This is a genomic window from Leisingera methylohalidivorans DSM 14336, assembly GCF_000511355.1.
Lineage (GTDB): Bacteria > Pseudomonadota > Alphaproteobacteria > Rhodobacterales > Rhodobacteraceae > Leisingera > Leisingera methylohalidivorans.
The window spans coordinates 588,670-607,327 of sequence record NC_023135.1; the positions used below are offsets into that span (position 1 = coordinate 588,670).

Below are 18,658 nucleotides of genomic sequence, written 5' to 3' on the forward strand. Positions count from 1 at the left end.
TGACGGAACGTCGTCACAGTGAATGCATCTAAAGGATACTGATCCGAATAGGAGGCCGAAGATGCTGGAATACTCTGCTGATGCTGCCGTGAAGTCTGCCATGGCCCGTGCCCACACTGAGCGCGGTGAGGTGCTGAAACACGTGCTGAAACTGGCCTGGGCCCGGCTGTTCGGCGCGCGGCACCTGCCAGCCTTCCGTCCCAAGGTTTCCCGCTGGGCCTGAGCGCGCTCTGATTTCAGAAAAAGGCACTTACGGGATAGGAAAAGGGCCGGTCCATCAGGACCGGCCCTTGCCGTTTCAACTGCGGGTGCAGCTTATACGAAGAACTGCGCGCCGTTGGCGGAGATGGTCGAACCGTTGATGAAGCCCGAGTCGTCGGACGCCAGGAAGGCGACGCAGCGGGCAATCTCTTCGGGCTCGCCCAGACGGCCGGCCGGGATCTGGCCGATAATCGACTCGCGCACCTTTTCCGGAACCGCCATCACCATTTCAGTGGCGATATAGCCGGGGCAGATCGCATTGGCGGTGATGCCTGCGCGGGCGCCTTCCTGGGCCAGCGATTTCACGATGCCCAGATCGCCCGCCTTGGTCGCGGCATAGTTCACCTGCGCGAACTGGCCCTTCTGGCCGTTGATCGAGGAGATCACGACAACGCGGCCGAATTTGCGCTCGCGCATGCCGGGCCAGACCGGGTGCACGGTGTTGAACACGCCGGTCAGGTTGGTGTCGATCACTTCCTGCCACTGCTGCGGCGTCATCTTGTGGAACGGCGCGTCGCGGGTGATGCCGGCATTGGCGACCACGATGTCGATCGGACCCACTTCCGCTTCGACCTTGGCGATGCCTTCGGCGCTTTCCTCATAGCTGCCGACATTCCATTTATAGGTCTTGATGCCGGTTTCGTCGGTGAACTTTGCCGCGGCTTCGTCATTGCCGGCATAGGTCGCGGCCACATTGCAGCCCTGCGCCTTCAGCGCCTGCGAGATTGCTGCGCCGATGCCGCGGGAACCGCCGGTGACGAGTGCAGTACGTGCCATTCAAGAATCCTCCAGTTTGACTTCTTTGTAATCTTGCTACAGTTTCGGTTTCGCCTGCGCAACAATATTGCGTCATGAAATTTCTGCATTGCCGCAAAAAATTGTCGCACCCGCGAGATACCGCTGAATTGTAAAAGAAAAAGGGCGCCCTGGCAGGGCGCCCTCCGATATCAGTAATATAGCGCCACTTACGGGCGCTCCACGCAGAGGGCAACGCCCATGCCGCCGCCGATGCACAGGGTGGCGAGGCCTTTTTTGGCGTCGCGGCGTTTCATTTCGAACAGCAGCGTGTTCAGCACCCGGCAGCCCGAAGCGCCGATCGGGTGGCCGATGGCAATGGCGCCGCCGTTGACGTTGACGATCGACGGATCCCAGCCCATGTCCTTGTTCACGGCACAGGCCTGGGCGGCAAAGGCTTCGTTGGCTTCGACCAGATCCAGGTCGCCGACCGACCAGCCGGCCTTTTCCAGCGCCTTGCGCGAGGCATAGATCGGGCCGACACCCATGATCGACGGGTCCAGGCCGGCAGTGGCATAAGACGCAATGCGGGCCAGCGGCTCGATGCCGCGCTTCTCGGCCTCATCGGCGCTCATCAGCAGGGTGGCGGCAGCGCCGTCGTTCAGGCCCGAGGCATTGGCGGCAGTGACCGAGCCATCCTTGGTGAAGGCCGGGCGCAGCTTCTGCATCGCTTCCATGGTGGCGCCGTGGCGGATGTATTCGTCCTGGTCCACCACAGTCTCGCCCTTGCGGTGCTTGACGGTGAAGGCGGCGATCTCATCGGCGAATTTGCCGGCTTTCTGGGCAGCTTCCGCCTTGTTCTGCGAGGCAACGGCAAATTCGTCCTGCATCTCGCGGGAGATCTGCCACTGCTCGGCCACGTTTTCGGCGGTCTGGCCCATGTGGTAGCCGTTGAAAGCATCCCACAGACCGTCGCGGATCATGGTGTCGATATATTTCATATCGCCCATCTTGTGGCCGGACCGCAGATGCGCGGCATGGGGGCTCAGGGTCATGTTTTCCTGGCCGCCGGCGGCAACGATGGAGGCATCGCCCAGCATGATGTGCTGGGCGCCCAGTGCCACTGCGCGCAGGCCCGAGCCGCACACCTGGTTCAGACTCCAGGCGGCGCTTTCCTGCGGCAGGCCGGCATTGATATGGGCCTGACGGGCAGGGTTCTGGCCCTGGGCGGCGGTCAGAACCTGGCCGAGAATGGTTTCCGAGACTTCGGATTTGTCCACACCGGCCCGTTCTACCACGGCTTCCAGAACGGCTGCGCCCAGATCGTGGGCAGGGGTGTTGGCGAACGAGCCGCCAAAGGAGCCGACGGCGGTGCGCGCGGCGGATGCGATTACAACATTGGTCATTGATTTCTGGTCCTCTGCCATCAATTCAGGTCTTCCGGGGGATCTCTGCGCGCGGGATGTGAAATCGGGCGCGCAACAATCTTACCCGTGTCCTCCGGATGCCGACATAATCTATTGCTGCATGTGCAGCAATTGACAGGGTGTCTCAGGGGGGGCAGCAGAGTCAACCGTCAGAAACGCCTTGCAACACAGGATTCCCGTCAGCCCGGGGTGATCCGCCGGCAAAGCAGCGAAGCGCCACGCGATTGGCATCAACGGTCCGGTCCCGGGAAATACAGGAATAACAGGGCTGCCAGTGCAGAGACGCTGATGCGCATGCGGCAGAGGCGGCGCAAAGGGACCGTGGCCCTTCACAGGGCGCCTGTGCGGCACCGTTGCCTGGCAGGGCAGGCAAGCGACCTGTCCCCGGCTGCGCTCAGCCGGCCTCCCGGCGGCGCTTCAGGTCCTCGATCCAGGGCGGCGAGACGGAAGGAGCGCCAAACAGGTAGCCTTGCAGGCAATCAACGCCGGTATCGACCAGGAATTCCGCCTCCGCCTGGCTTTCCACCGATTCCGCGACGGTGAACATGTCGAATTGCTTGGCAATGCCGACCAGCGCGCGCACAACGGACTGGTTGTCGTGGCTGGCATGCACGCCGCGCACGAATTGGCCGTCGATCTTGACCGCATCAAAAAAGAACTGGCGGAAATGGCCGATCGAGGTGGTGCTGGCACCGAAATTGTCCAGCGCAAAGGCAATCCCGTGCTGTTGCATCCGCCCCATGAAATCCGTCACCAGTTCCGGTGCCGCCATGGCCGAGGCTTCGGTGATTTCCAGCACCAGCCGCTCAGCCAGTGTTGCGTCGCGTTTCAGGAACCGCTCCAGCACCTTGGACCAGCGCTGATAGCCGATGGAACGGGCCGACATGTTCACGGACAGGCGGATCTGCGGGTATTTATCCAGCGCCCGCAGCCCATGCTGCAGCGCCAGGCAGTCCATCTCGCGGCCGGTTTCGGTTTCTTCGACCACATGCATGAATTCGCGGGCGGGAATCACCCGGCCTGTCGGATCAAGCACCCGGATATACCCCTCGTAAAACGCCACCCCGCGCGGCGCCAACGCCTGCATGACGGGCTGATAGGCCAGCACGGTCTGATTGTGGCGCACCGCCTCTGAAACCATGTCCAGCGTACAGCGGTCGCGGCCGGTCACCGCCGCGTTCAGCGGGCTTTCAGAACCTTCGGGCATTCTTGCATTGGCGTTGAATTTGGTCATGTGCTGCTGGGACCCTGTTCCGGCAAAGTTGTGACACAGTATGATGCTCCCGGCAGTTTCACGCAAAAGGGTTGAGGCGGAATTAAAGTTCGAATTTGAACGATCCGCCTGATGCCGCCGCGGGCGGTCTAGCTGTCAAAGCCGGGGGTGCCTGCATCCTCGGGGTGGCGGGCGAGATGCTCCGCCTTGATTCCGGCCGAGGTGCTGCGGCTGCCATCGTGGCTGTAGCCCGGCGGTGCAAACGCATAGAGCAGCCGCTGTTTCCAGCTGAGGCCGGGCTGGGCAATGTCCCTGAAAATGCCCGCCCATTCGTGAAAAGCCACCCGCAGCGGATTGAAACTGGCGATGTTGTGGACCAGGCCGAAATCGGGGCGGTCGTGGTCCTGTTCGGGCACAAAGGTGCCGAAAATTCTGTCCCAGATGATGAACACGCCGGCATAGTTGCAATCCAGATAACGCGCATTGCGGCCGTGATGGGCGCGGTGGTGGCTGGGGGTGTTCATCACCGCCTCGAACCAGCGCGGCAGGCGGCTTATGGTCTCGGTGTGGATCCAGAACTGGTAGATCAGGTTCAGCCCGCCGCAAAACAGCACCAGCGCCGGGTGGAACCCCAGCAGGACCATCGGCGCCTTCACCACCATCATGAAGGTGAAGGTCCCGGTCCAGGTCTGCCGCAGCGCAGTGGTGAGGTTGTAATGCTGGCTGGAATGGTGGTTGACATGGCTGGCCCAGACCCAGCGGACCCGGTGGCCCAGACGGTGCACCCAGTAATAGCGCAGATCATCCAGCACAAAACATACCAGCACCGCCCACAGGGACGTGCCGGTGTCCAGCGGCGTGATCCGCCACAGCAGCATCAGAATCCCCCAGGCGGCAAAGCCCAGCAGCAGCCCTTCGGCGACGCTGCCCGCGCCCATTATCAGCGAGGTGACCGCATCGCGCGTCTCATACCGCCCGCCGCGTTCCTTCAAAGCGATCCACAGCAGTTCGGCCAGAATGGCGGCGATGAAGAACGGCACTGCCAATTGGGTCGCATCGGGGTAAGAGAGTGTTCCGTTCATGCCGCAGCCCTGGCGGCGGCGATCAGCGCCAGCCAGTGTTCGCGCTCGGCCGCCGTCAGCGTCAGAGACAGGCTCGGAGCGCTGAAGTCGTTGAAGTCAAACCGCAAACCGTTGGGGCTGGGGGAAACTTCCGCGGCGCTCAGGTGCCGGGCCACGGTGCCGGCGCCAAAGGCCCAAACCAGGCCCGCGCCGCTTCGGGCTGCAATCAGCGCCGCATGGCCGTCTGCCGCAGGCCGCACGTTGCGGATGCTGTCGCCGGGGCAATGCCGCAGCCAGGCTGCACGCGCAGTTTCCGCGGTCAGCACGGCGCGTTCAGACCGTCCCGACAGATGCAGGATTGCGGCAATTGCGGCTATTCCGCCCGCAACCAGGGCCAGCAGCAGTTCAAGCGGCATAGTCTCCTCCCGCCGGGCAGACTGGCGGCCGGTCAGGCGGCTGTCAAAGGTGGCGTGGGGTCAAGCGGATCCTGCCCCGCCGGCAGGGCAGGGACCGCAACCCGCGCGCGGGCGGCGCTTGCCTAAACCGCCGCGGCCGCGCGCTGCGGCGGAGCCAGGACTTGCATCCGGACCACTCGCTCGACAAAGGGCACCAGCCCGTCCGGCCCGGAGGCGCGGTCCTTCAGGTGAATGCAGACATCGGGCCTGAGCGCCGCAATGATGCCAATGAGGTCGCCGCGGATCTGGTCGTCCAGACCCGCGCCCATGATCACGCAGGCGATGCGCGGTTCGGTTTCCAGCTGGCGCACCACCTCGGGCTGGTCATGCGCGCCGAGCCATTGAATCGGCAGATGGTCAAGCTGCTCTGCGACATTGCCGATCACATGCGGCAGCTTGCCGATCAGTAGCACAACAGGTTTCATATCACTCTCCACCCTATTAGCGGGCGCCTTGCGGGGGCGCCCCTCAGGAATGAAATAGTGCGAATTTCTGCCGGGTCAGCGGCTGCCTTTGTCAGGGCCTGGTTACATGGATGACGCTGCACTTGCTGCCGCTTCCCGCCATGACATTCTGAACAAGGTGAGCTGATGTGTTCGCGTTAACACCTTTTACACTTTTTCGACAGTAACGGATAGCGGTGGCCCTTGCCTCAACTTCGGAGCTTAAATTTCTGCTATAACCAGGGTGCCCGTATTTAGTCGTCGCGAAGGCACCAAATTTTCCGTCTTTCTGCGTTCTTTGGTACTCCTTGAAGAGGCGGTTTCCGCTTTGGCTTAGCCTGATACCGTCGCCTGCCGCCGGTTTTTTAGGGCCAACTGTAGCATAAAGTGCGCAAAGTGACGGGTCCTCAGATTTGAGACGACAAGATTTCAAGGCGCTTTGCTTTGCCAGCGCCAGGCTTCTTGTGTCCCAAAACTCGCCAGCGATGTCCTCCTGGCTATTTATATAAAGAGCGCCATAGTAATCTGCGTTCTTCTTAAAATAGGAAAACTGTTTCTTTATGTCGCCCCGCAACCTCAAATCAGAATGAAGAGTGAGTTTGGGTCTATGTCCTTCGAGTAAAATCTCACCGGCCTGGACGTCGGTGCTATTAAAAAAAAGCGCTGTTCCGGCAACTGCCACGCTCATAAAGTACTTTTTCAAAGTGGTCTCCTGAAACTGGTATTCCTGCTCCAAGCTACTCACTTCATTGGCAGGTTCAAGCTACTTTGACGCGATCAGCGTCTTGACGATCTCCTTGGCGCTGTCCGAATTCCACTCGGCATCGCCCAAGAGCCGGGCGACCTCTTTGCCGTCGCGGTCCAGCAGCACCGTGATCGGCAGGCCGATCACCGCCATCTCCCGCGCCAGCGCCTGTTTCGGGTCCTGATGGCGGGGCAGGTTGGAGATGCCGTTTTCATCAAAGAACTTCTGGATGCCGGCGGGAGAGTTGCGGCCGGTGGCAATGGTCAGCACCTCGAAATCCGCGCCGCCGAATTCCTCTTGCAGCTCGGCCAGCTGCGGCATTTCCTTGCGGCAGGGGGCGCACCAGGTGGCCCAGAAGTTCAACAGAACCACCTTGCCTCTGTAATCCTCCAGGCTGGCGGTGCCGGCGCCATCCGCCAGTTCAAACGCGGTGGCGGACACATCCCGCGGCTCGGAATGCACAACCAGCCGCTTCAGCGAGCCGTCGCGCAAACCCTCCAGCTGCGCCGGGTCCGCGGCAAAGGCCGCATTTGCACCCAAGGTCAGGGCCATATAAAGGGAAAGCTGACGAAACAGACGCATATTATCTCCGGGGTTCCACACCATGACAGATCAATCCTCGAACCAGATGTGGGGCGGCCGCTTCGCCGCTGGCCCGGACGCGATCATGGAGGCGATCAACGCCTCGATCGGGTTCGACAAGCGGATGGCAGCACAGGACATCGCAGGCTCAAGGGCCCATGCGGCAATGTTGGCCGCAGCAGGCGTCATTACGGATAATGATGCCGAGGCCATTCGGGAAGGGCTGCTCACCGTTTTGTCAGAGATCGAGGGCGGAACGTTTCAGTTTTCCACAGCACTGGAAGACATCCACATGAATGTGGAGGCCCGCCTGAAAGAGATCATCGGCGAGCCTGCGGGCCGTCTGCACACAGGCCGCAGCCGCAATGACCAGGTGGCGACCGATTTCAAACTTTGGGTGCGCGACCAGCTGGACGCGGCGGAATCGGGGCTGCTGGCGCTGATCCGCGCGCTTCTGTCGCAGGCCGAGGCCGGTGCGGATTGGGTGATGCCGGGCTTTACCCATCTGCAGACCGCGCAGCCGGTGACCTGGGGCCACCATATGATGGCCTATGTGGAAATGTTCGGCCGCGACCTGTCACGGGTGCGGGATGCGCGGGCGCGGATGAACGAATCGCCCTTGGGGGCGGCGGCGCTGGCCGGCACCTCCTTCCCGATCGACCGGGAGATGACGGCACAGGCGCTGGGCTTTGACCGCCCTGCGGCCAACTCGCTGGACGCGGTGTCGGACCGCGATTTTGCGCTGGAGTTCCTGTCTGTGGCCTCGATCAGCGCGGTGCATTTGTCCCGCTTTGCCGAAGAACTGGTGATCTGGTCCTCGGCCCAGTTCCGCTTTGTAACGCTGAGCGACCGCTTCTCCACCGGCTCGTCGATCATGCCGCAGAAAAAGAACCCGGACGCAGCCGAGCTGATCCGTGCCAAGGTGGGCCGGATCTTTGGCGCCAATACCGCGCTGATGATGGTGATGAAGGGGCTGCCGCTGGCCTATTCCAAGGACATGCAGGAAGACAAGGAACAGGTGTTTGACGCCGCCGACAACTGGATGCTGGCGCTGGCGGCGATGGAGGGCATGGTCAAGGACATGACCGGCAACCGCGTTGAGCTGGCGGCGGCGGCCGGGTCCGGCTTTTCCACCGCCACCGATCTGGCCGACTGGATGGTGCGGGTGCTGAAGGTGCCGTTCCGGGACGCCCACCACGTCACCGGCACCCTGGTGGCGATGGCCGAAAGCCGCGGCTGCGACCTGCCGGATCTGTCGCTGGAGGATATGCAGGGGGTGCATGCAGAGATTACCGAAGATATCTTTACTGTGCTTGGCGTCGAGAATTCGGTAAACTCACGGATGTCTTACGGCGGCACTGCGCCGGCGCAAGTGCGCGCGCAGATCGCCCGCTGGACAGAGATGCTGGCAGGCTGAGGCCGCGAGGCAGGGCCTGCGGCAGGGAGGCGGAAAATGCGCAACATGATCTTTGCTTTGCTTGGGCTGGCGGTGCTGGCCGCCTGCGGCGTCGATGGCGAACCGGTGCAGCCGACACTGAACGCCGGTGTCGGCGTCGGGAACAGCGGTATCCACGTGGGCGGCGCGGTCGGGCTGCATAAGGGGCCGGTCAGCGTGTTCCTGGGGTTCTAGCGGCCCGCGCACTTGACGCGGTGCTGTTGAAACACCATTTCTGCACCGCCCCTGCAAACCGCTGGGGCGGTTTTCCTTTGGGGATATTGCGATGAAAGCTGCCGTTGTTTTTCTGGCCCTGATCGGCCTTGCGGCTTGCGACACCGGAGCGCGGGCATCCAAACCGCCGCAAAACCATGAACCCGCAGCAACCGGGGTGTCGGTTTCCGGCTATGGCCGGGCCGGGGTGTCCCATACGTTTTAGGCACACGCCCGCCTGCCGTCCGGCCTTGCGGCCCGTCCGTTTGCTGTCTGCTGCCTGTTCTGTATCTGATGTGCTGATCATCAGCGGTAAGGAGTGGCGGCGCCGCCAAGGAGGCGGAGGCGGGACGGGAGGTTCCTCCCGCACGCTGAACGTTGTCTCTGCGTGCCCTTGCCAAAGGGCCCTGTTCCTGGAGGCCGGGGATGTCAGTCCCGGCGGTGACCGCGATCAGGAGAGAGAGTGGCATATGGGGTTTAAAATGCGGTGACAGGGGCGTACGCCGGGGGGGCAACACCCTGATGTCGCGTCCCGGCGCCGCCGTTGTGCCAGCCGTTGAGCAGTGAGTATTTCTGAAAAGATGACGCGCCGGTGCGTGCCTCTTCATCTTTTTTCCAATACTCAAATCCCAAGGGCGGCCAAGCACGCGGCGCTGCCTGCAATACTGCTGCACCCTGCAAAGGTATTCGAAGTTTGCACGTCAACGGGGGCTGGCGCATCTTTGATGCGTCTGCGGCGGGCGGGAGAGCTGCTTTTATTCCGGCAGAGGGCAGGGGCGGAATCATTTGATCCATCTGCCCCTTTTGCCCTAAACGCGGGGCCATGGATCATTTTCTCTACCGCGACGGCGCGCTTTTCGCCGAAGACGTTCCCATCTCCGAGATCGCCGCGGCGGTGGGCACCCCGTTCTATGTCTATTCCACCGCCACCCTGCTGCGGCATTTCAGGCTGTTTGACGAAGCGCTGGAGGGCACCGATCACCTGGTCTGCTTTGCAATGAAGGCGGCCAGCAACCAGGCCATCCTCAAGACCCTGGCGCAGGCCGGAGCGGGCATGGATGTGGTCAGCCAGGGCGAATACCTGCGGGCCAGGGCGGCAGGCGTGCCGGGGGAGCGGATCGTGTTTTCCGGTGTCGGCAAGACGGCAGAGGAAATCCGCATCGCCCTGACCGGCGGCATCCGCCAGTTCAACGTGGAATCCGAGCCGGAGATGGAAGTGATCAACGCGGTGGCCCAGGAGCTGGGCGTGGTTGCCCCCATCACCATCCGGGTGAACCCGGATGTGGACGCCAAGACCCACGCCAAGATCGCCACCGGCAAATCCGAAAACAAATTCGGCATCCCGATTGCCCGCGCCCGCGAGGTCTATGCCCGCGCGGCGGCGCTGAAAGGGCTCGATGTGGTCGGGATCGATGTCCACATCGGTTCGCAGCTGACCGATCTGGAGCCGTTCCGGCTGGCCTATCAGAAGGTGGCGGAGCTGACCGGAACCCTGCGGGAAGACGGCCATAACATCCGCCGCCTGGATCTGGGCGGGGGCTTGGGCATTCCCTATACCCGCTCCAACGAGGCACCGCCCCTGCCGGTCGAATACGGCCGGATGGTCAAGGAGACGCTGGGTCATCTGGGCTGCGAAATCGAGATTGAGCCGGGGCGGCTGATCGCGGGCAACGCGGGCCAGCTGGTGTCCAGGGTGATCTATCTGAAATCGGGCGAAGGCCGCGATTTCCTGATCCTGGATGCGGCGATGAACGACCTGATCCGCCCGGCGATGTATGAGGCGCATCACGACATCGTACCGGTTCAGGAACCGGCGGCAGGCACCGAAAGCCAGCCTTACGACATTGTCGGCCCGGTATGCGAGACCGGCGATACCTTTGCCAAGCAGCGCGATCTGCCGCCGCTGGCCGCGGGCGATCTGGTCTCCTTCCGCAGTGCCGGGGCCTACGGCGCGGTGATGGCCAGCGAGTATAACTCGCGCCCCCTGATCCCCGAAGTTCTGGTGCATGGGGATCAATTCGCAGTTATCCGCGCACGTCCCGCCTTTGACGAAATGATAAACCGCGATACCATCCCGGAGTGGCTCTGACGCGATCCGGCGCGGGCCATCCGAACATGAGGCCCGAATGCCCTTTGACAGACGTGCCGATCCGGCCCTGAAACGCCTGCGCCGGCCTGTGCTGCTGACGCAGTCCGGACTTGTGGCTGAACGCGCCATGCGGGCGTTCTGGCCGCTGGCCTCGGTGCTGATGGCGGCGCTGGCGGCGCTGATGCTGGGCCTGCACCTTCTGCTGCCGGAATCAGCGGTCTGGACCGGCGCAATCGCTGCCGTGCTTGCAGCCGCAGCCGCTTTTGGCTGGGGCGCCTGGCGGTTCCGCTGGCCTGCCCGGAGCGAGGCCCTGGCGCGGCTGGACGCAACCCTGCCCGGGCGGCCGGTTGCGGCGATGCTGGATACCCAGGCCGTCGGGGCCGGGGATGCCGCCTCGATCGTCTTGTGGCAGGCGCATCAGCGCCGGATGGCCGAGGCCGCGGCACAGGCGCGGGCGCCTGCACCGGATCTGAACGTGGCCGCAGCGGATCCATATGCGCTGCGCTATGCGGCCGGTCTGTTCCTGGCGGTGGCGCTGCTGTTCGGCTCGGTCTGGCAAGCGGCGTCGATCAAGGAGCTGGGAGCGGACGGCGGCGCCGCCCTCAACGGCCCGGCCTGGGAGGGCTGGGCAGAGCCGCCTGACTATACCCGCCTGCCGGTCCTGTATCTGAACGATCAGGCCGGGGGCGCCTTGAAACTGCCGGAAGGCAGCCGCGTCACCCTGCGGTTCTATGGCGAGGCGGGGGCGCTCAGCCTGTCGCAAAGCGTCGCAGGCCCAAGCCCAGAGCCGCCGCCGGACCTGGACGGCGCGATGGAATTCGATGTCCGCCGCAGCGGCACGGTCTCTATCGACGGCACCGGCGGCCGCAGCTGGCAGGTCGAGGTGATCCCGGACCAGGCACCCAGGGTGGCGGTTGCGGGCCGGCCGGAGCTGGAGAGCGACGGCTATACCACGCTGGCCTTTGCGGCCCGCGATGACTATGGCGTGGCCGCGGGCCAGGTCCGGATTGCGCTGGATCTGGCTGCCGTGGAGCGCCGCCACGGGCTGGCCGCAGACCCCGACCCGCGGGAGGCGCTGGTGCTGGATCTGCCGCTGCCGCTGTCAGGCTCGCGCAAGGAGTTCACCGAAAAGCTGATCGAGGATTTCGCCCGGCACCCCTGGGCCAACCTGCCGGTGGTCTTCACTTTCTCGGCGGTGGATGCGGCCGGGCAATCCGCGGCGGCGGCCGGCTTTGGCACTGATCTTGTCACCCGCCGTTTCTTTGATCCGCTGGCGGCTGCCGTGATCGAACAGCGCCGGGATCTGCTGTGGGCGCGCGCAAATGCGCCGCGGACGGCGCAGATCCTGCGCACCCTGTCGCACCGCCCCGAAGACCTGTTCCGCGACTATGGCGATTTCCTGCGGCTGCGCACCATCCTGCGGCGGCTGGAAAGCTATACCGTGCAGGGCAGCATTCCGGAGCCGCAGCAGGCGGAAATCGCTGCAGCGCTCTGGGATCTAGCGATCCAGCTGGAAGAGGGCGACGTGGGCGACGCGCTGGAGCGGATGCAGCGGGCGCAGGAACGGCTGAGCCAGGCCATGCGCGATGGCGCAAGCGATCAGGAGATCGCCCAGTTGATGCAGGAGCTGCGCGAGGCGACCGAGGACTATATGCGCCAGCTGAGCCGGCAGGCTGAGGCGAATGGCGAGGTGCTGGAACCGGGCGAGATGCCCGAGGACATGATGACCCTCAGCCAGGATGACCTGCAGGCGATGATGGACCGCATCCAGGAGCTGATGCAGCAGGGCCGCATGGCGGAGGCCGAACAGGCGCTGCGCGAGTTTCAGGAAATGATGGAAAACATGCGGATGACGCGCGCACAGCAACGTCAGGGCGAGGGCAGCCAGGGCCGGGAGGCGATGGAAGGGCTGGGCGAAACCCTGCGCGAGCAGCAGGGGCTGTCCGACCAGGCATTCCGTGATTTGCAGGAACAGTTCAATCCCGGCGCCCGCAGCGGCGAGAGCCAGGGCAACGAAGGCCGCGATGGCGGGCTGGGCCGCGGCCAAAGCCATCAGGGCGGCCAGGGCGGTGACAGCGGCCAGGACGGTCAGGGCAGCGACGGCGCCGAAAGCCGCACTCCCCAAGGTTCCGGCCCCGATGGCCGCACGCAGCCGGGTGCGGACGGCTCGCTTGCAGACCGTCAGCAGGCCCTGCGCCGGCAATTGCAGCGCCAGCAGGAGGGGCTGCCCTATCTGGATGGCGAGGCAGGCGATGCCGCCCGCGAAGCGCTGGACCGGGCGGGCCGGGCGATGGAGGGCGCAGAAGATGCGTTGCGCGGCGGTGATATGGCCGAAGCGATCGACCAGCAGTCCGAGGCGATGGAGGCACTGCGCGAAGGCATGCGCAATCTGGGCCAAGCGCTGGCGCAGCGCGAAGACGGCCAGCGCAACGGCCAGGGGCAGCCTTCGGCCACGGCTGAGGGCGAGCGGCTGGACCCGCTGGGCCGCAGCAACGGATCGGTGGATGATGGCGGCAAAGTGGGAGAGGGCAATGCCTACCGCCGCGCCTGGAATTTGCTGGAGGACATCCGCCGCCGGGCAGGAGAGCGCGACCGAAGCGAGCGGGAGCGCAACTACCTGCAACGGCTGCTGGACAGGTTCTGAACCCCGGCCGCCTGCGGCAACCGGATATCTGAAACTTCAGGACAAAGGATGCTGCCGGGGCCGCGTTACTGGGCGCTGGTCAGGGATTTAACCTGATCATCAAGCCACAGCCGTGCCTGATCCACCCAGCCGACATAGCTGCTGAGTGCCGGATCCGCCTGCGGCAGTTTTTCCGAGATCAGCGTTGCGTTGTCATAGATCATGACCATGACCAGCGCGGCAATCACCGACAGCGAAAACCCGCGGGCAAAGCTGCGTTTGCGCTGCACCGGCGGCTGTGCCGAAGCGGGCTGCAGTGGAGGGGCTGCACTGCCTGCTGAGCGCAGGGTCGAATTGATCTCTTCGATATCCGGCAGCAATTCCTTGCGCGAGCCGGTTTCAGCTGCGGCCAGCTGGCGCGGGTCTTCACCGCGGATACGGGCCATCCGGTCACGGGCCTGGCGGCTGCGGCGGGCGGCCCCGTCCTCGGCTGTAGCGGCTGCCTCCAGCCCCAGATCAGGCTGCGTTTCCAGGCTGTGGCCTTCTGCCGCCCGCAGCGCGGCTTCGCGCTCGGCTTCTTCGCGCAGGATATCGGACAAGGCGGGGTTCAGGGCACGGGTCCGCGGCGGCGCCTCTGGCTCCGCGTCTGCGGCCCCGGTTGCGTCAGCGCCCGTCCATGCGTCCGGATCATCGTCTTCGCCGGTCTCCGGGGCGCCGGCTGCGGGCTCCGGCATATCCCGCGGCGCCGCGCCAGCTGCAGCGGGCGTTTCCGCGGGTTCGCCGGGAAGGTCCCCAGGCATTTCCGGCTCCGGGTAATCTTCTGCCGCCTGCGCTGCTGCCGCTTGGATTCCGGCTGCGTCCGGCGCGGTTTCCCCGGCGGCGCGTGCGGCAACAGCCTCGGCGGATGCCTGAAACCAGGTCTGGCCGCAACTGGAACACTGCACATCCCGGCCCTCGTCGGGGATCACATCCTCGGGCACTTCGTACTGGGCTGCACAATTCGGGCAGGTCAGGCGCATCATGCTCTCCTCGGCACCGTCCTACCGGCCAGCGGGCGGCAGGTTGTTTTTCAAGGGATTATATGCAGCCCGGCAGTCCGGTGAAAGAGTCAAATGCCGATGCAGCCCCAGCCCGGCGGCGGCGGGGGTTTCCTGGCAACAGAGCCCATTGAAACTGATGGTCCCATGGGGCAAAACACCGGAGCGCCAATTTTCCGGCGCAATCAGGGGGCAGCAGTGATCGAGCTGGAGAATGTGGGCTATAATTACGGCGGCGGCGAGCTGCTGGATGCGGTGTCAGTGCAGCTGGCCCCGGGATCGTTCCATTTTCTGACCGGCCCGTCCGGCGCGGGCAAGACGACGCTTTTGAAACTTTGCTATGGCGCGCTGATGCCGACCTCGGGCCGGGTGCGGGCTTTCAACATGGATGTGCACGGGCTGGACCGCGATCAGATGGCCCATCTGCGCCGCCGCGTCGGCGTTGTGCATCAGGACTGCCGGTTTCTGGACCATTTGCCGGTGGTCGAGAACATCGCTCTGCCGCTGCTGGTTTCCGGGCGGGAGCTGTCGCATGAGGAGGCCAATCTGCACGAGCTCTTGAACTGGGTCGGCCTGTCTGAACGCGCCCATGCGCTGCCGCCGGAGTTGTCGGGCGGCGAGCGGCAGCGGGCGGCGCTGGCCCGGTCAGTGATCCTGTCGCCGGATGTGATCATTGCGGATGAACCGACCGGCAATGTGGACTGGGAAATGTCGCAGCGGCTGCTGCAGCTTCTGGTGGAGCTGAACCGGATGGGCAAGACTATCCTGGTGGCCACCCATGACCTGTCGCTGATCCGGGCGGCCAAGAACCAGGTGCAGGCCCGGGTGCTGCGGATCTCCAACCGGCAATTGCAGCTGGCGGGGGCGGACTTATGACCGACAGCAGGCTGCACAAGCTGGTGCTGGGCGATACCCAGGCCAACCGGGTGGTGCCGCCCAGCGGTTTCACCGCCCATCTGACGCTGTTTGTCTCCGGCGCGATGGCCTTTCTTGCGGTTTTTGCGCTGGCGCTGTCGATGGCCTCCGGGCGGCTGGCGGACCAATGGGCCTCGGAGCTGGCGCGGGCGGCAACTCTGCGCATCAACGCCCCGGCTGAGCAGCGCGCGGCACAGACCGAAGCGGCATTGGAAATCCTGCGCCAGACACCGGGCGTGGCCACCGCGCGCGCGCTGTCGGGCGAGGAGCAGGCGGCCTTGCTGGCGCCCTGGTTCGGTTCCAGCCTGCCGGTCGGCAGCCTGCCGCTGCCGCAGCTGATCGAAGTCACGGGCGAGGACCCCGGATATGACGCCGCCGGGCTGCGTCTGCGGCTGCAGGCCGAAGTGCCGGGCGCGGTTCTGGATGACCATACCCGCTGGCGCGCCCCGCTGGTCGATGCAGCCCGGTCGCTGCGCCGTCTTGCCTGGGTGTCGATCCTGCTGATCGGCGGCGCCACGGCGGCGATGATCACCCTTGCGGCCAATGCCGCCCTTGCGGCCAATGCCCAGGTGATCGAAGTCCTGCGGCTGGTCGGCGCTTTGGACAGCTATATCGCCCAGGCCTTCATCCGCCGCTTCACCCTGCGCGCCCTGACCGGGTCCGCCGCGGGCGTTGTCTTGGGCATGATCGGTGTCTGGCTGATGCCGGAAGCTTCGGATGAGGGCGGCTTCCTCACCGGGCTTGGCTTTCAGGGCTGGGGCTGGCTGGCACCGCTGGTGATTCCGCTGCTGGGCGCGCTGGTGGCCTTTGCCGCCACCACCCGCGCGGCCGGCAAACGTTTGGGAGCAGTGTCGTGAAAAACCCGGTTCAATGGCTGCGTTCAGCCGTCTTTCTGGTGCAGATGTATCTGGCCATGCTGGTGCTGGGGCTGCTGTTTGCGCCCTGGGCCGCAGTCTCCGCCAAGGGCGCGCGCATAGCCTGCAAAACCTATGCCCGCTGGGTCCTGTGGACCGCGCGCTGGATGGTCGGCATTAAGACCGAGGTCCGTGGCCAGGTGCCGTCTGATGAGGTGATCATCGCCGCCAAGCACCAAAGTTTCCTGGACATCCTGATCATTTTCAACGCGGTGCCGTCGGCGCGGTTCATCATGAAGCGCGAGCTGATGTGGACGCCCGTCATCGGGGTCTACGCCAAGCGGCTGGGCTGCGTGCCGGTGAACCGCGGCAAGCGCGGCGCGGCGATTGCCAAGATGGTCAAGGATGTCGCCAACGAGAGCCGCGAGCCGGGCCAGCTGATCATCTATTCGCAGGGCACCCGTGTCGCGCCCGGTGCCCGCAAGCCTTATAAGATCGGCACTGCGGTGCTGTATCAAGGCCTGAGCCAGCCCTGCGTGCCGGCCGCCACCAATGTCGGCGTGTTCTGGCCGCGCACCGGGATCTACCGCAAGCCGGGGCTGGCGGTGGTGGAGTTCCTGGAGGTGATGCAGCCGGGGATCAGCCGCGAGGATTTCATGGCACAGCTGGAACAGCGCGTCGAAAGCCGCTCGGACGCGCTGATGCGGGAAGCCGGGTTTGAACCGGGCGAGACTGCGCAACAGGCCTGATCTGCCAGCGCGCTTGCACTCTCCGGCAGCAAGAAAGCTCGCATCTTCCTGGCAATAAACGGCGCCGGGACATCGAGCCCGCCGGGCAGCCCCTTGGTCGCGGTAAGGGACTGCAGATGCGGCCCCGGATGCGGCCCCATGTGCGGGTCCGCAATCTGCATATAGTATCTGCGTAATAGGTGCAGCCGGAGGTCCAGCCGTCGCTTGCGGGGGAAATGACCTGCAATGAAACGGCCATGGCCGTGCCTTCCGGGACCTGAATTCAGCGCCGGTAAAGCGGGGGGACACGCCCGTTTCCAAACTGAAAAAGGGCAGCTGCGGCGAGCTGCCCTTCAGTAAACTCGGCACTTTGCCAGGATCAGCTGTGGATCGGCCCGTCGCCGCAGGCGAGCGCCGCTTCACGCACCGCCTCGGAGTAGGTCGGATGCGCGTGGCAGGTCAGCGCCACATCCTCGGCCGAGGCACCGAATTCCATTGCCACGCACAGCTCGTGGATCATGTCGCCCGCCGCCGGGCCGATAATGGCGGCCCCCAGGATGCGGTCGGTTTCGGCGTCGGTGATGATCTTGACGAATCCGCCCTCGGCCTGGCCCACGGCCTTGGCCCGGGCGTTGCCCATGAACATGAACTTGCCCACCTTGACCTTCTTGCCCTCGGCCTTCAGCGCGTCCTCGGCCGCACCGACGGTGGCCACTTCGGGCGTTGTATAGACGACACCGGGGATCACGCCATAGTTCACATGGCCGTGCTTGCCCGCGATCACCTCGGCCACCGCCATGCCCTCGTCCTCGGCCTTGTGCGCCAGCATCGGGCCTTCGATCACATCGCCGATGGCATAGACGCCGGGGATATTGGTGCGCCAGTGATCATCGGCGGCGATCTGGCCGCGCTCGGTCATCTTCACGCCCAAGGCGTCCAGCCCCAGCCCCTCGCTGTAAGGCTTGCGTCCGGTGGCAACCAGCACCACATCGGCGTCCAGGGTCACCTCATCGCCGCCCTTTTTGGGCTGGTATTTGACCTTGGCCTTGGTCTTGGAGGTCTCCACCGATTGCACGGCGGCGCCCATGACGAAGTTCAGCCCCTGCTTTTCCAGGATCCGCTTGAAGCTGCGCTGCACGTCCTTGTCCATGCCGGGGCAGACCGCGTCCATGTATTCGACCACGGTCACCTCAGACCCCAGACGCGCATAGACCGAGCCCAGCTCCAGCCCGATGACGCCAGCACCGATCACCGTCAGTTTCTTGGGGATCTTCGGCAGTTCCAGCGCACCGGTGGAGGAGACCACGATCTTCTCGTCGATCTCGACACCAGGGATCGACGCGGGCACGGAGCCGGAGGCGATCACGATGTTCTTGGCCTCATGCACCTCGTCGCCGACCTGCACCTTGCCCGCCCCGGGGATGGAGGCCCAGCCCTTGATCCAGTCGATCTTGTTCTTCTTGAACAGAAATTCGATGCCGCCGGTGTTCTGGCCGATGACCTCATCCTTGTAGGCTTTCATCTGGTTCCAGTCGACGGACGGGCTTTTGCCCTTGAGACCCATATGGGCAAAGTTGTGCTCGGCCTCGTGCAGCAGATGGGTCGAATGCAGCAGCGCTTTCGACGGGATGCAGCCCACGTTCAGGCAGGTGCCGCCGAGGGTTTCGCGGCCCTCGACCACAGCTGTTTTCAGTCCCAGCTGGGCGCAGCGGATGGCGCAGACATAGCCGCCGGGGCCGGCGCCGATTACGATCACGTCATAGGATGCCATTTGAGGGGGGTCCTTTCGTCAGAATGGGGTGGGCCAAGGGGGCATCTGTGCGCCATGCGTACACCACCTGT

At 64.5% G+C, this 18,658-nt stretch carries 19 protein-coding genes; 9 read left to right on the top strand and 10 right to left on the bottom strand.

The features are described 5' to 3' along the window. The first annotated feature begins 61 nt into the window (after positions 1-61). Positions 62-223 (top strand): hypothetical protein, encoded by a 162-nt coding sequence (locus tag METH_RS24270; protein ID WP_024088944.1) that lies wholly within the window; start codon positions 62-64, stop codon positions 221-223. 92 nt (positions 224-315) lie between these two features. On the opposite strand, the gene phbB is transcribed toward METH_RS24270, so the two are convergent. The 8 genes from phbB to METH_RS03090 form a co-directional block, all read right to left on the bottom strand. Next, entirely contained in the window at positions 316-1,038 is a 723-nt protein-coding gene (phbB, locus tag METH_RS03055) for an acetoacetyl-CoA reductase (RefSeq protein WP_024088945.1), read from the bottom strand. 188 nt (positions 1,039-1,226) lie between these two features. Further along, positions 1,227-2,402 carry an acetyl-CoA C-acetyltransferase gene (locus tag METH_RS03060; RefSeq protein ID WP_024088946.1) on the bottom strand — a complete coding sequence of 392 codons (1,176 nt, stop codon included), beginning with the start codon at positions 2,400-2,402 and terminating at the stop codon, positions 1,227-1,229. A gap of 415 nt (positions 2,403-2,817) precedes the next feature. After that, entirely contained in the window at positions 2,818-3,657 is an 840-nt protein-coding gene (locus METH_RS03065) for an EAL domain-containing protein (protein ID WP_024088947.1), read from the bottom strand. A 128-nt stretch (positions 3,658-3,785) separates the two neighbouring features. Beyond that, positions 3,786-4,718, bottom strand: a complete 933-nt coding sequence (locus METH_RS03070; RefSeq protein WP_024088948.1) for a sterol desaturase family protein — start codon at positions 4,716-4,718, stop codon at positions 3,786-3,788. Then, positions 4,715-5,113 carry a hypothetical protein gene (locus METH_RS03075; RefSeq protein ID WP_024088949.1) on the bottom strand — a complete coding sequence of 133 codons (399 nt, stop codon included), beginning with the start codon at positions 5,111-5,113 and terminating at the stop codon, positions 4,715-4,717. Before METH_RS03075 ends, METH_RS03070 begins: the two co-directional genes overlap by 4 nt. Positions 5,114-5,235: 122 nt before the next feature. Beyond that, entirely contained in the window at positions 5,236-5,577 is a 342-nt protein-coding gene (locus METH_RS03080; protein WP_024088950.1) for a hypothetical protein, read from the bottom strand. Between the two features lie 91 nt (positions 5,578-5,668). Beyond that, the gene (locus METH_RS03085) at positions 5,669-6,340 is read right to left on the bottom strand and encodes a hypothetical protein (RefSeq protein ID WP_156927432.1); all 672 of its coding nucleotides are present in this window, start codon (positions 6,338-6,340) and stop codon (positions 5,669-5,671) included. 18 nt (positions 6,341-6,358) lie between these two features. Continuing rightward, positions 6,359-6,946: a TlpA disulfide reductase family protein gene (locus tag METH_RS03090; protein WP_044008315.1), complete on the bottom strand. Its 588-nt coding sequence runs from the start codon at positions 6,944-6,946 to the stop codon at positions 6,359-6,361. On the opposite strand from METH_RS03090, the gene argH reads away from it, so the two are divergent. From argH to METH_RS03105, 5 genes are all read left to right on the top strand, one after another. Then, positions 6,945-8,339: an argininosuccinate lyase gene (gene argH / locus METH_RS03095; protein WP_024088953.1), complete on the top strand. Its 1,395-nt coding sequence runs from the start codon at positions 6,945-6,947 to the stop codon at positions 8,337-8,339. The genes METH_RS03090 and argH overlap by 2 nt on opposite strands. 36 nt (positions 8,340-8,375) lie before the next feature. Continuing rightward, complete coding sequence (locus tag METH_RS24275) at positions 8,376-8,552, top strand: hypothetical protein (protein WP_024088954.1); 177 nt, start codon at positions 8,376-8,378, stop codon at positions 8,550-8,552. 91 nt (positions 8,553-8,643) lie between these two features. Further along, positions 8,644-8,796 (top strand): hypothetical protein, encoded by a 153-nt coding sequence (locus tag METH_RS24280; protein ID WP_024088955.1) that lies wholly within the window; start codon positions 8,644-8,646, stop codon positions 8,794-8,796. 597 nt (positions 8,797-9,393) lie between these two features. Continuing rightward, entirely contained in the window at positions 9,394-10,659 is a 1,266-nt protein-coding gene (lysA, locus tag METH_RS03100) for a diaminopimelate decarboxylase (RefSeq protein WP_024088956.1), read from the top strand. A 37-nt stretch (positions 10,660-10,696) separates the two neighbouring features. Beyond that, a complete protein-coding gene (locus METH_RS03105) occupies positions 10,697-13,303 on the top strand; it encodes a TIGR02302 family protein (RefSeq protein WP_024088957.1) in 2,607 nt (868 codons plus the stop codon). 65 nt (positions 13,304-13,368) lie between these two features. Here the strand turns inward: METH_RS03105 and METH_RS03110 are convergent, their stop codons facing one another. Next, positions 13,369-14,301 carry a zinc-ribbon domain-containing protein gene (locus tag METH_RS03110; protein WP_024088958.1) on the bottom strand — a complete coding sequence of 311 codons (933 nt, stop codon included), beginning with the start codon at positions 14,299-14,301 and terminating at the stop codon, positions 13,369-13,371. 216 nt (positions 14,302-14,517) lie between these two features. Here METH_RS03110 and METH_RS03115 point away from each other — a divergent pair, with 216 nt between their 5' ends. The 3 genes from METH_RS03115 to METH_RS03125 are packed head-to-tail and all read left to right on the top strand — an operon-like array spanning position 14,518 to position 16,837. After that, positions 14,518-15,195, top strand: coding sequence for a cell division ATP-binding protein FtsE (locus METH_RS03115; RefSeq protein WP_024088959.1), 678 nt, complete (start codon positions 14,518-14,520; stop codon positions 15,193-15,195). Continuing rightward, positions 15,192-16,091, top strand: a complete 900-nt coding sequence (locus tag METH_RS03120) for a cell division protein FtsX (protein ID WP_024088960.1) — start codon at positions 15,192-15,194, stop codon at positions 16,089-16,091. Before METH_RS03115 ends, METH_RS03120 begins: the two co-directional genes overlap by 4 nt. Next, positions 16,088-16,837: a lysophospholipid acyltransferase family protein gene (locus METH_RS03125; RefSeq protein ID WP_024088961.1), complete on the top strand. Its 750-nt coding sequence runs from the start codon at positions 16,088-16,090 to the stop codon at positions 16,835-16,837. The genes METH_RS03120 and METH_RS03125 overlap by 4 nt, the downstream gene beginning before the upstream one ends. A 358-nt stretch (positions 16,838-17,195) precedes the next feature. Here the strand turns inward: METH_RS03125 and lpdA are convergent, their stop codons facing one another. Next, a complete protein-coding gene (gene lpdA, locus METH_RS03130; RefSeq protein WP_024088962.1) occupies positions 17,196-18,587 on the bottom strand; it encodes a dihydrolipoyl dehydrogenase in 1,392 nt (463 codons plus the stop codon). Positions 18,588-18,658: the final 71 nt, after the last annotated feature.

Bases quoted from the DNA above. Each gene is read 5' to 3' on its own strand.
- METH_RS24280 (WP_024088955.1), top strand. From the start codon at position 8,644: ATGAAAGCTGCCGTTGTTTTTCTGGCCCTGATCGGCCTTGCGGCTTGC.
- METH_RS03075 (WP_024088949.1), bottom strand. From the start codon at position 5,113: ATGCCGCTTGAACTGCTGCTGGCCCTGGTTGCGGGCGGAATAGCCGCA.
- lysA (WP_024088956.1), top strand. From the start codon at position 9,394: ATGGATCATTTTCTCTACCGCGACGGCGCGCTTTTCGCCGAAGACGTT.
- METH_RS24270 (WP_024088944.1), top strand. From the start codon at position 62: ATGCTGGAATACTCTGCTGATGCTGCCGTGAAGTCTGCCATGGCCCGT.
- METH_RS03090 (WP_044008315.1), bottom strand. From the start codon at position 6,946: ATGGTGTGGAACCCCGGAGATAATATGCGTCTGTTTCGTCAGCTTTCC.
- METH_RS03110 (WP_024088958.1), bottom strand. From the start codon at position 14,301: ATGCGCCTGACCTGCCCGAATTGTGCAGCCCAGTACGAAGTGCCCGAG.
- METH_RS03120 (WP_024088960.1), top strand. From the start codon at position 15,192: ATGACCGACAGCAGGCTGCACAAGCTGGTGCTGGGCGATACCCAGGCC.
- phbB (WP_024088945.1), bottom strand. From the start codon at position 1,038: ATGGCACGTACTGCACTCGTCACCGGCGGTTCCCGCGGCATCGGCGCA.
- METH_RS03070 (WP_024088948.1), bottom strand. From the start codon at position 4,718: ATGAACGGAACACTCTCTTACCCCGATGCGACCCAATTGGCAGTGCCG.
- argH (WP_024088953.1), top strand. From the start codon at position 6,945: ATGACAGATCAATCCTCGAACCAGATGTGGGGCGGCCGCTTCGCCGCT.
- METH_RS03080 (WP_024088950.1), bottom strand. From the start codon at position 5,577: ATGAAACCTGTTGTGCTACTGATCGGCAAGCTGCCGCATGTGATCGGC.
- METH_RS03060 (WP_024088946.1), bottom strand. From the start codon at position 2,402: ATGACCAATGTTGTAATCGCATCCGCCGCGCGCACCGCCGTCGGCTCC.
- METH_RS24275 (WP_024088954.1), top strand. From the start codon at position 8,376: ATGCGCAACATGATCTTTGCTTTGCTTGGGCTGGCGGTGCTGGCCGCC.
- METH_RS03105 (WP_024088957.1), top strand. From the start codon at position 10,697: ATGCCCTTTGACAGACGTGCCGATCCGGCCCTGAAACGCCTGCGCCGG.
- lpdA (WP_024088962.1), bottom strand. From the start codon at position 18,587: ATGGCATCCTATGACGTGATCGTAATCGGCGCCGGCCCCGGCGGCTAT.
- METH_RS03065 (WP_024088947.1), bottom strand. From the start codon at position 3,657: ATGACCAAATTCAACGCCAATGCAAGAATGCCCGAAGGTTCTGAAAGC.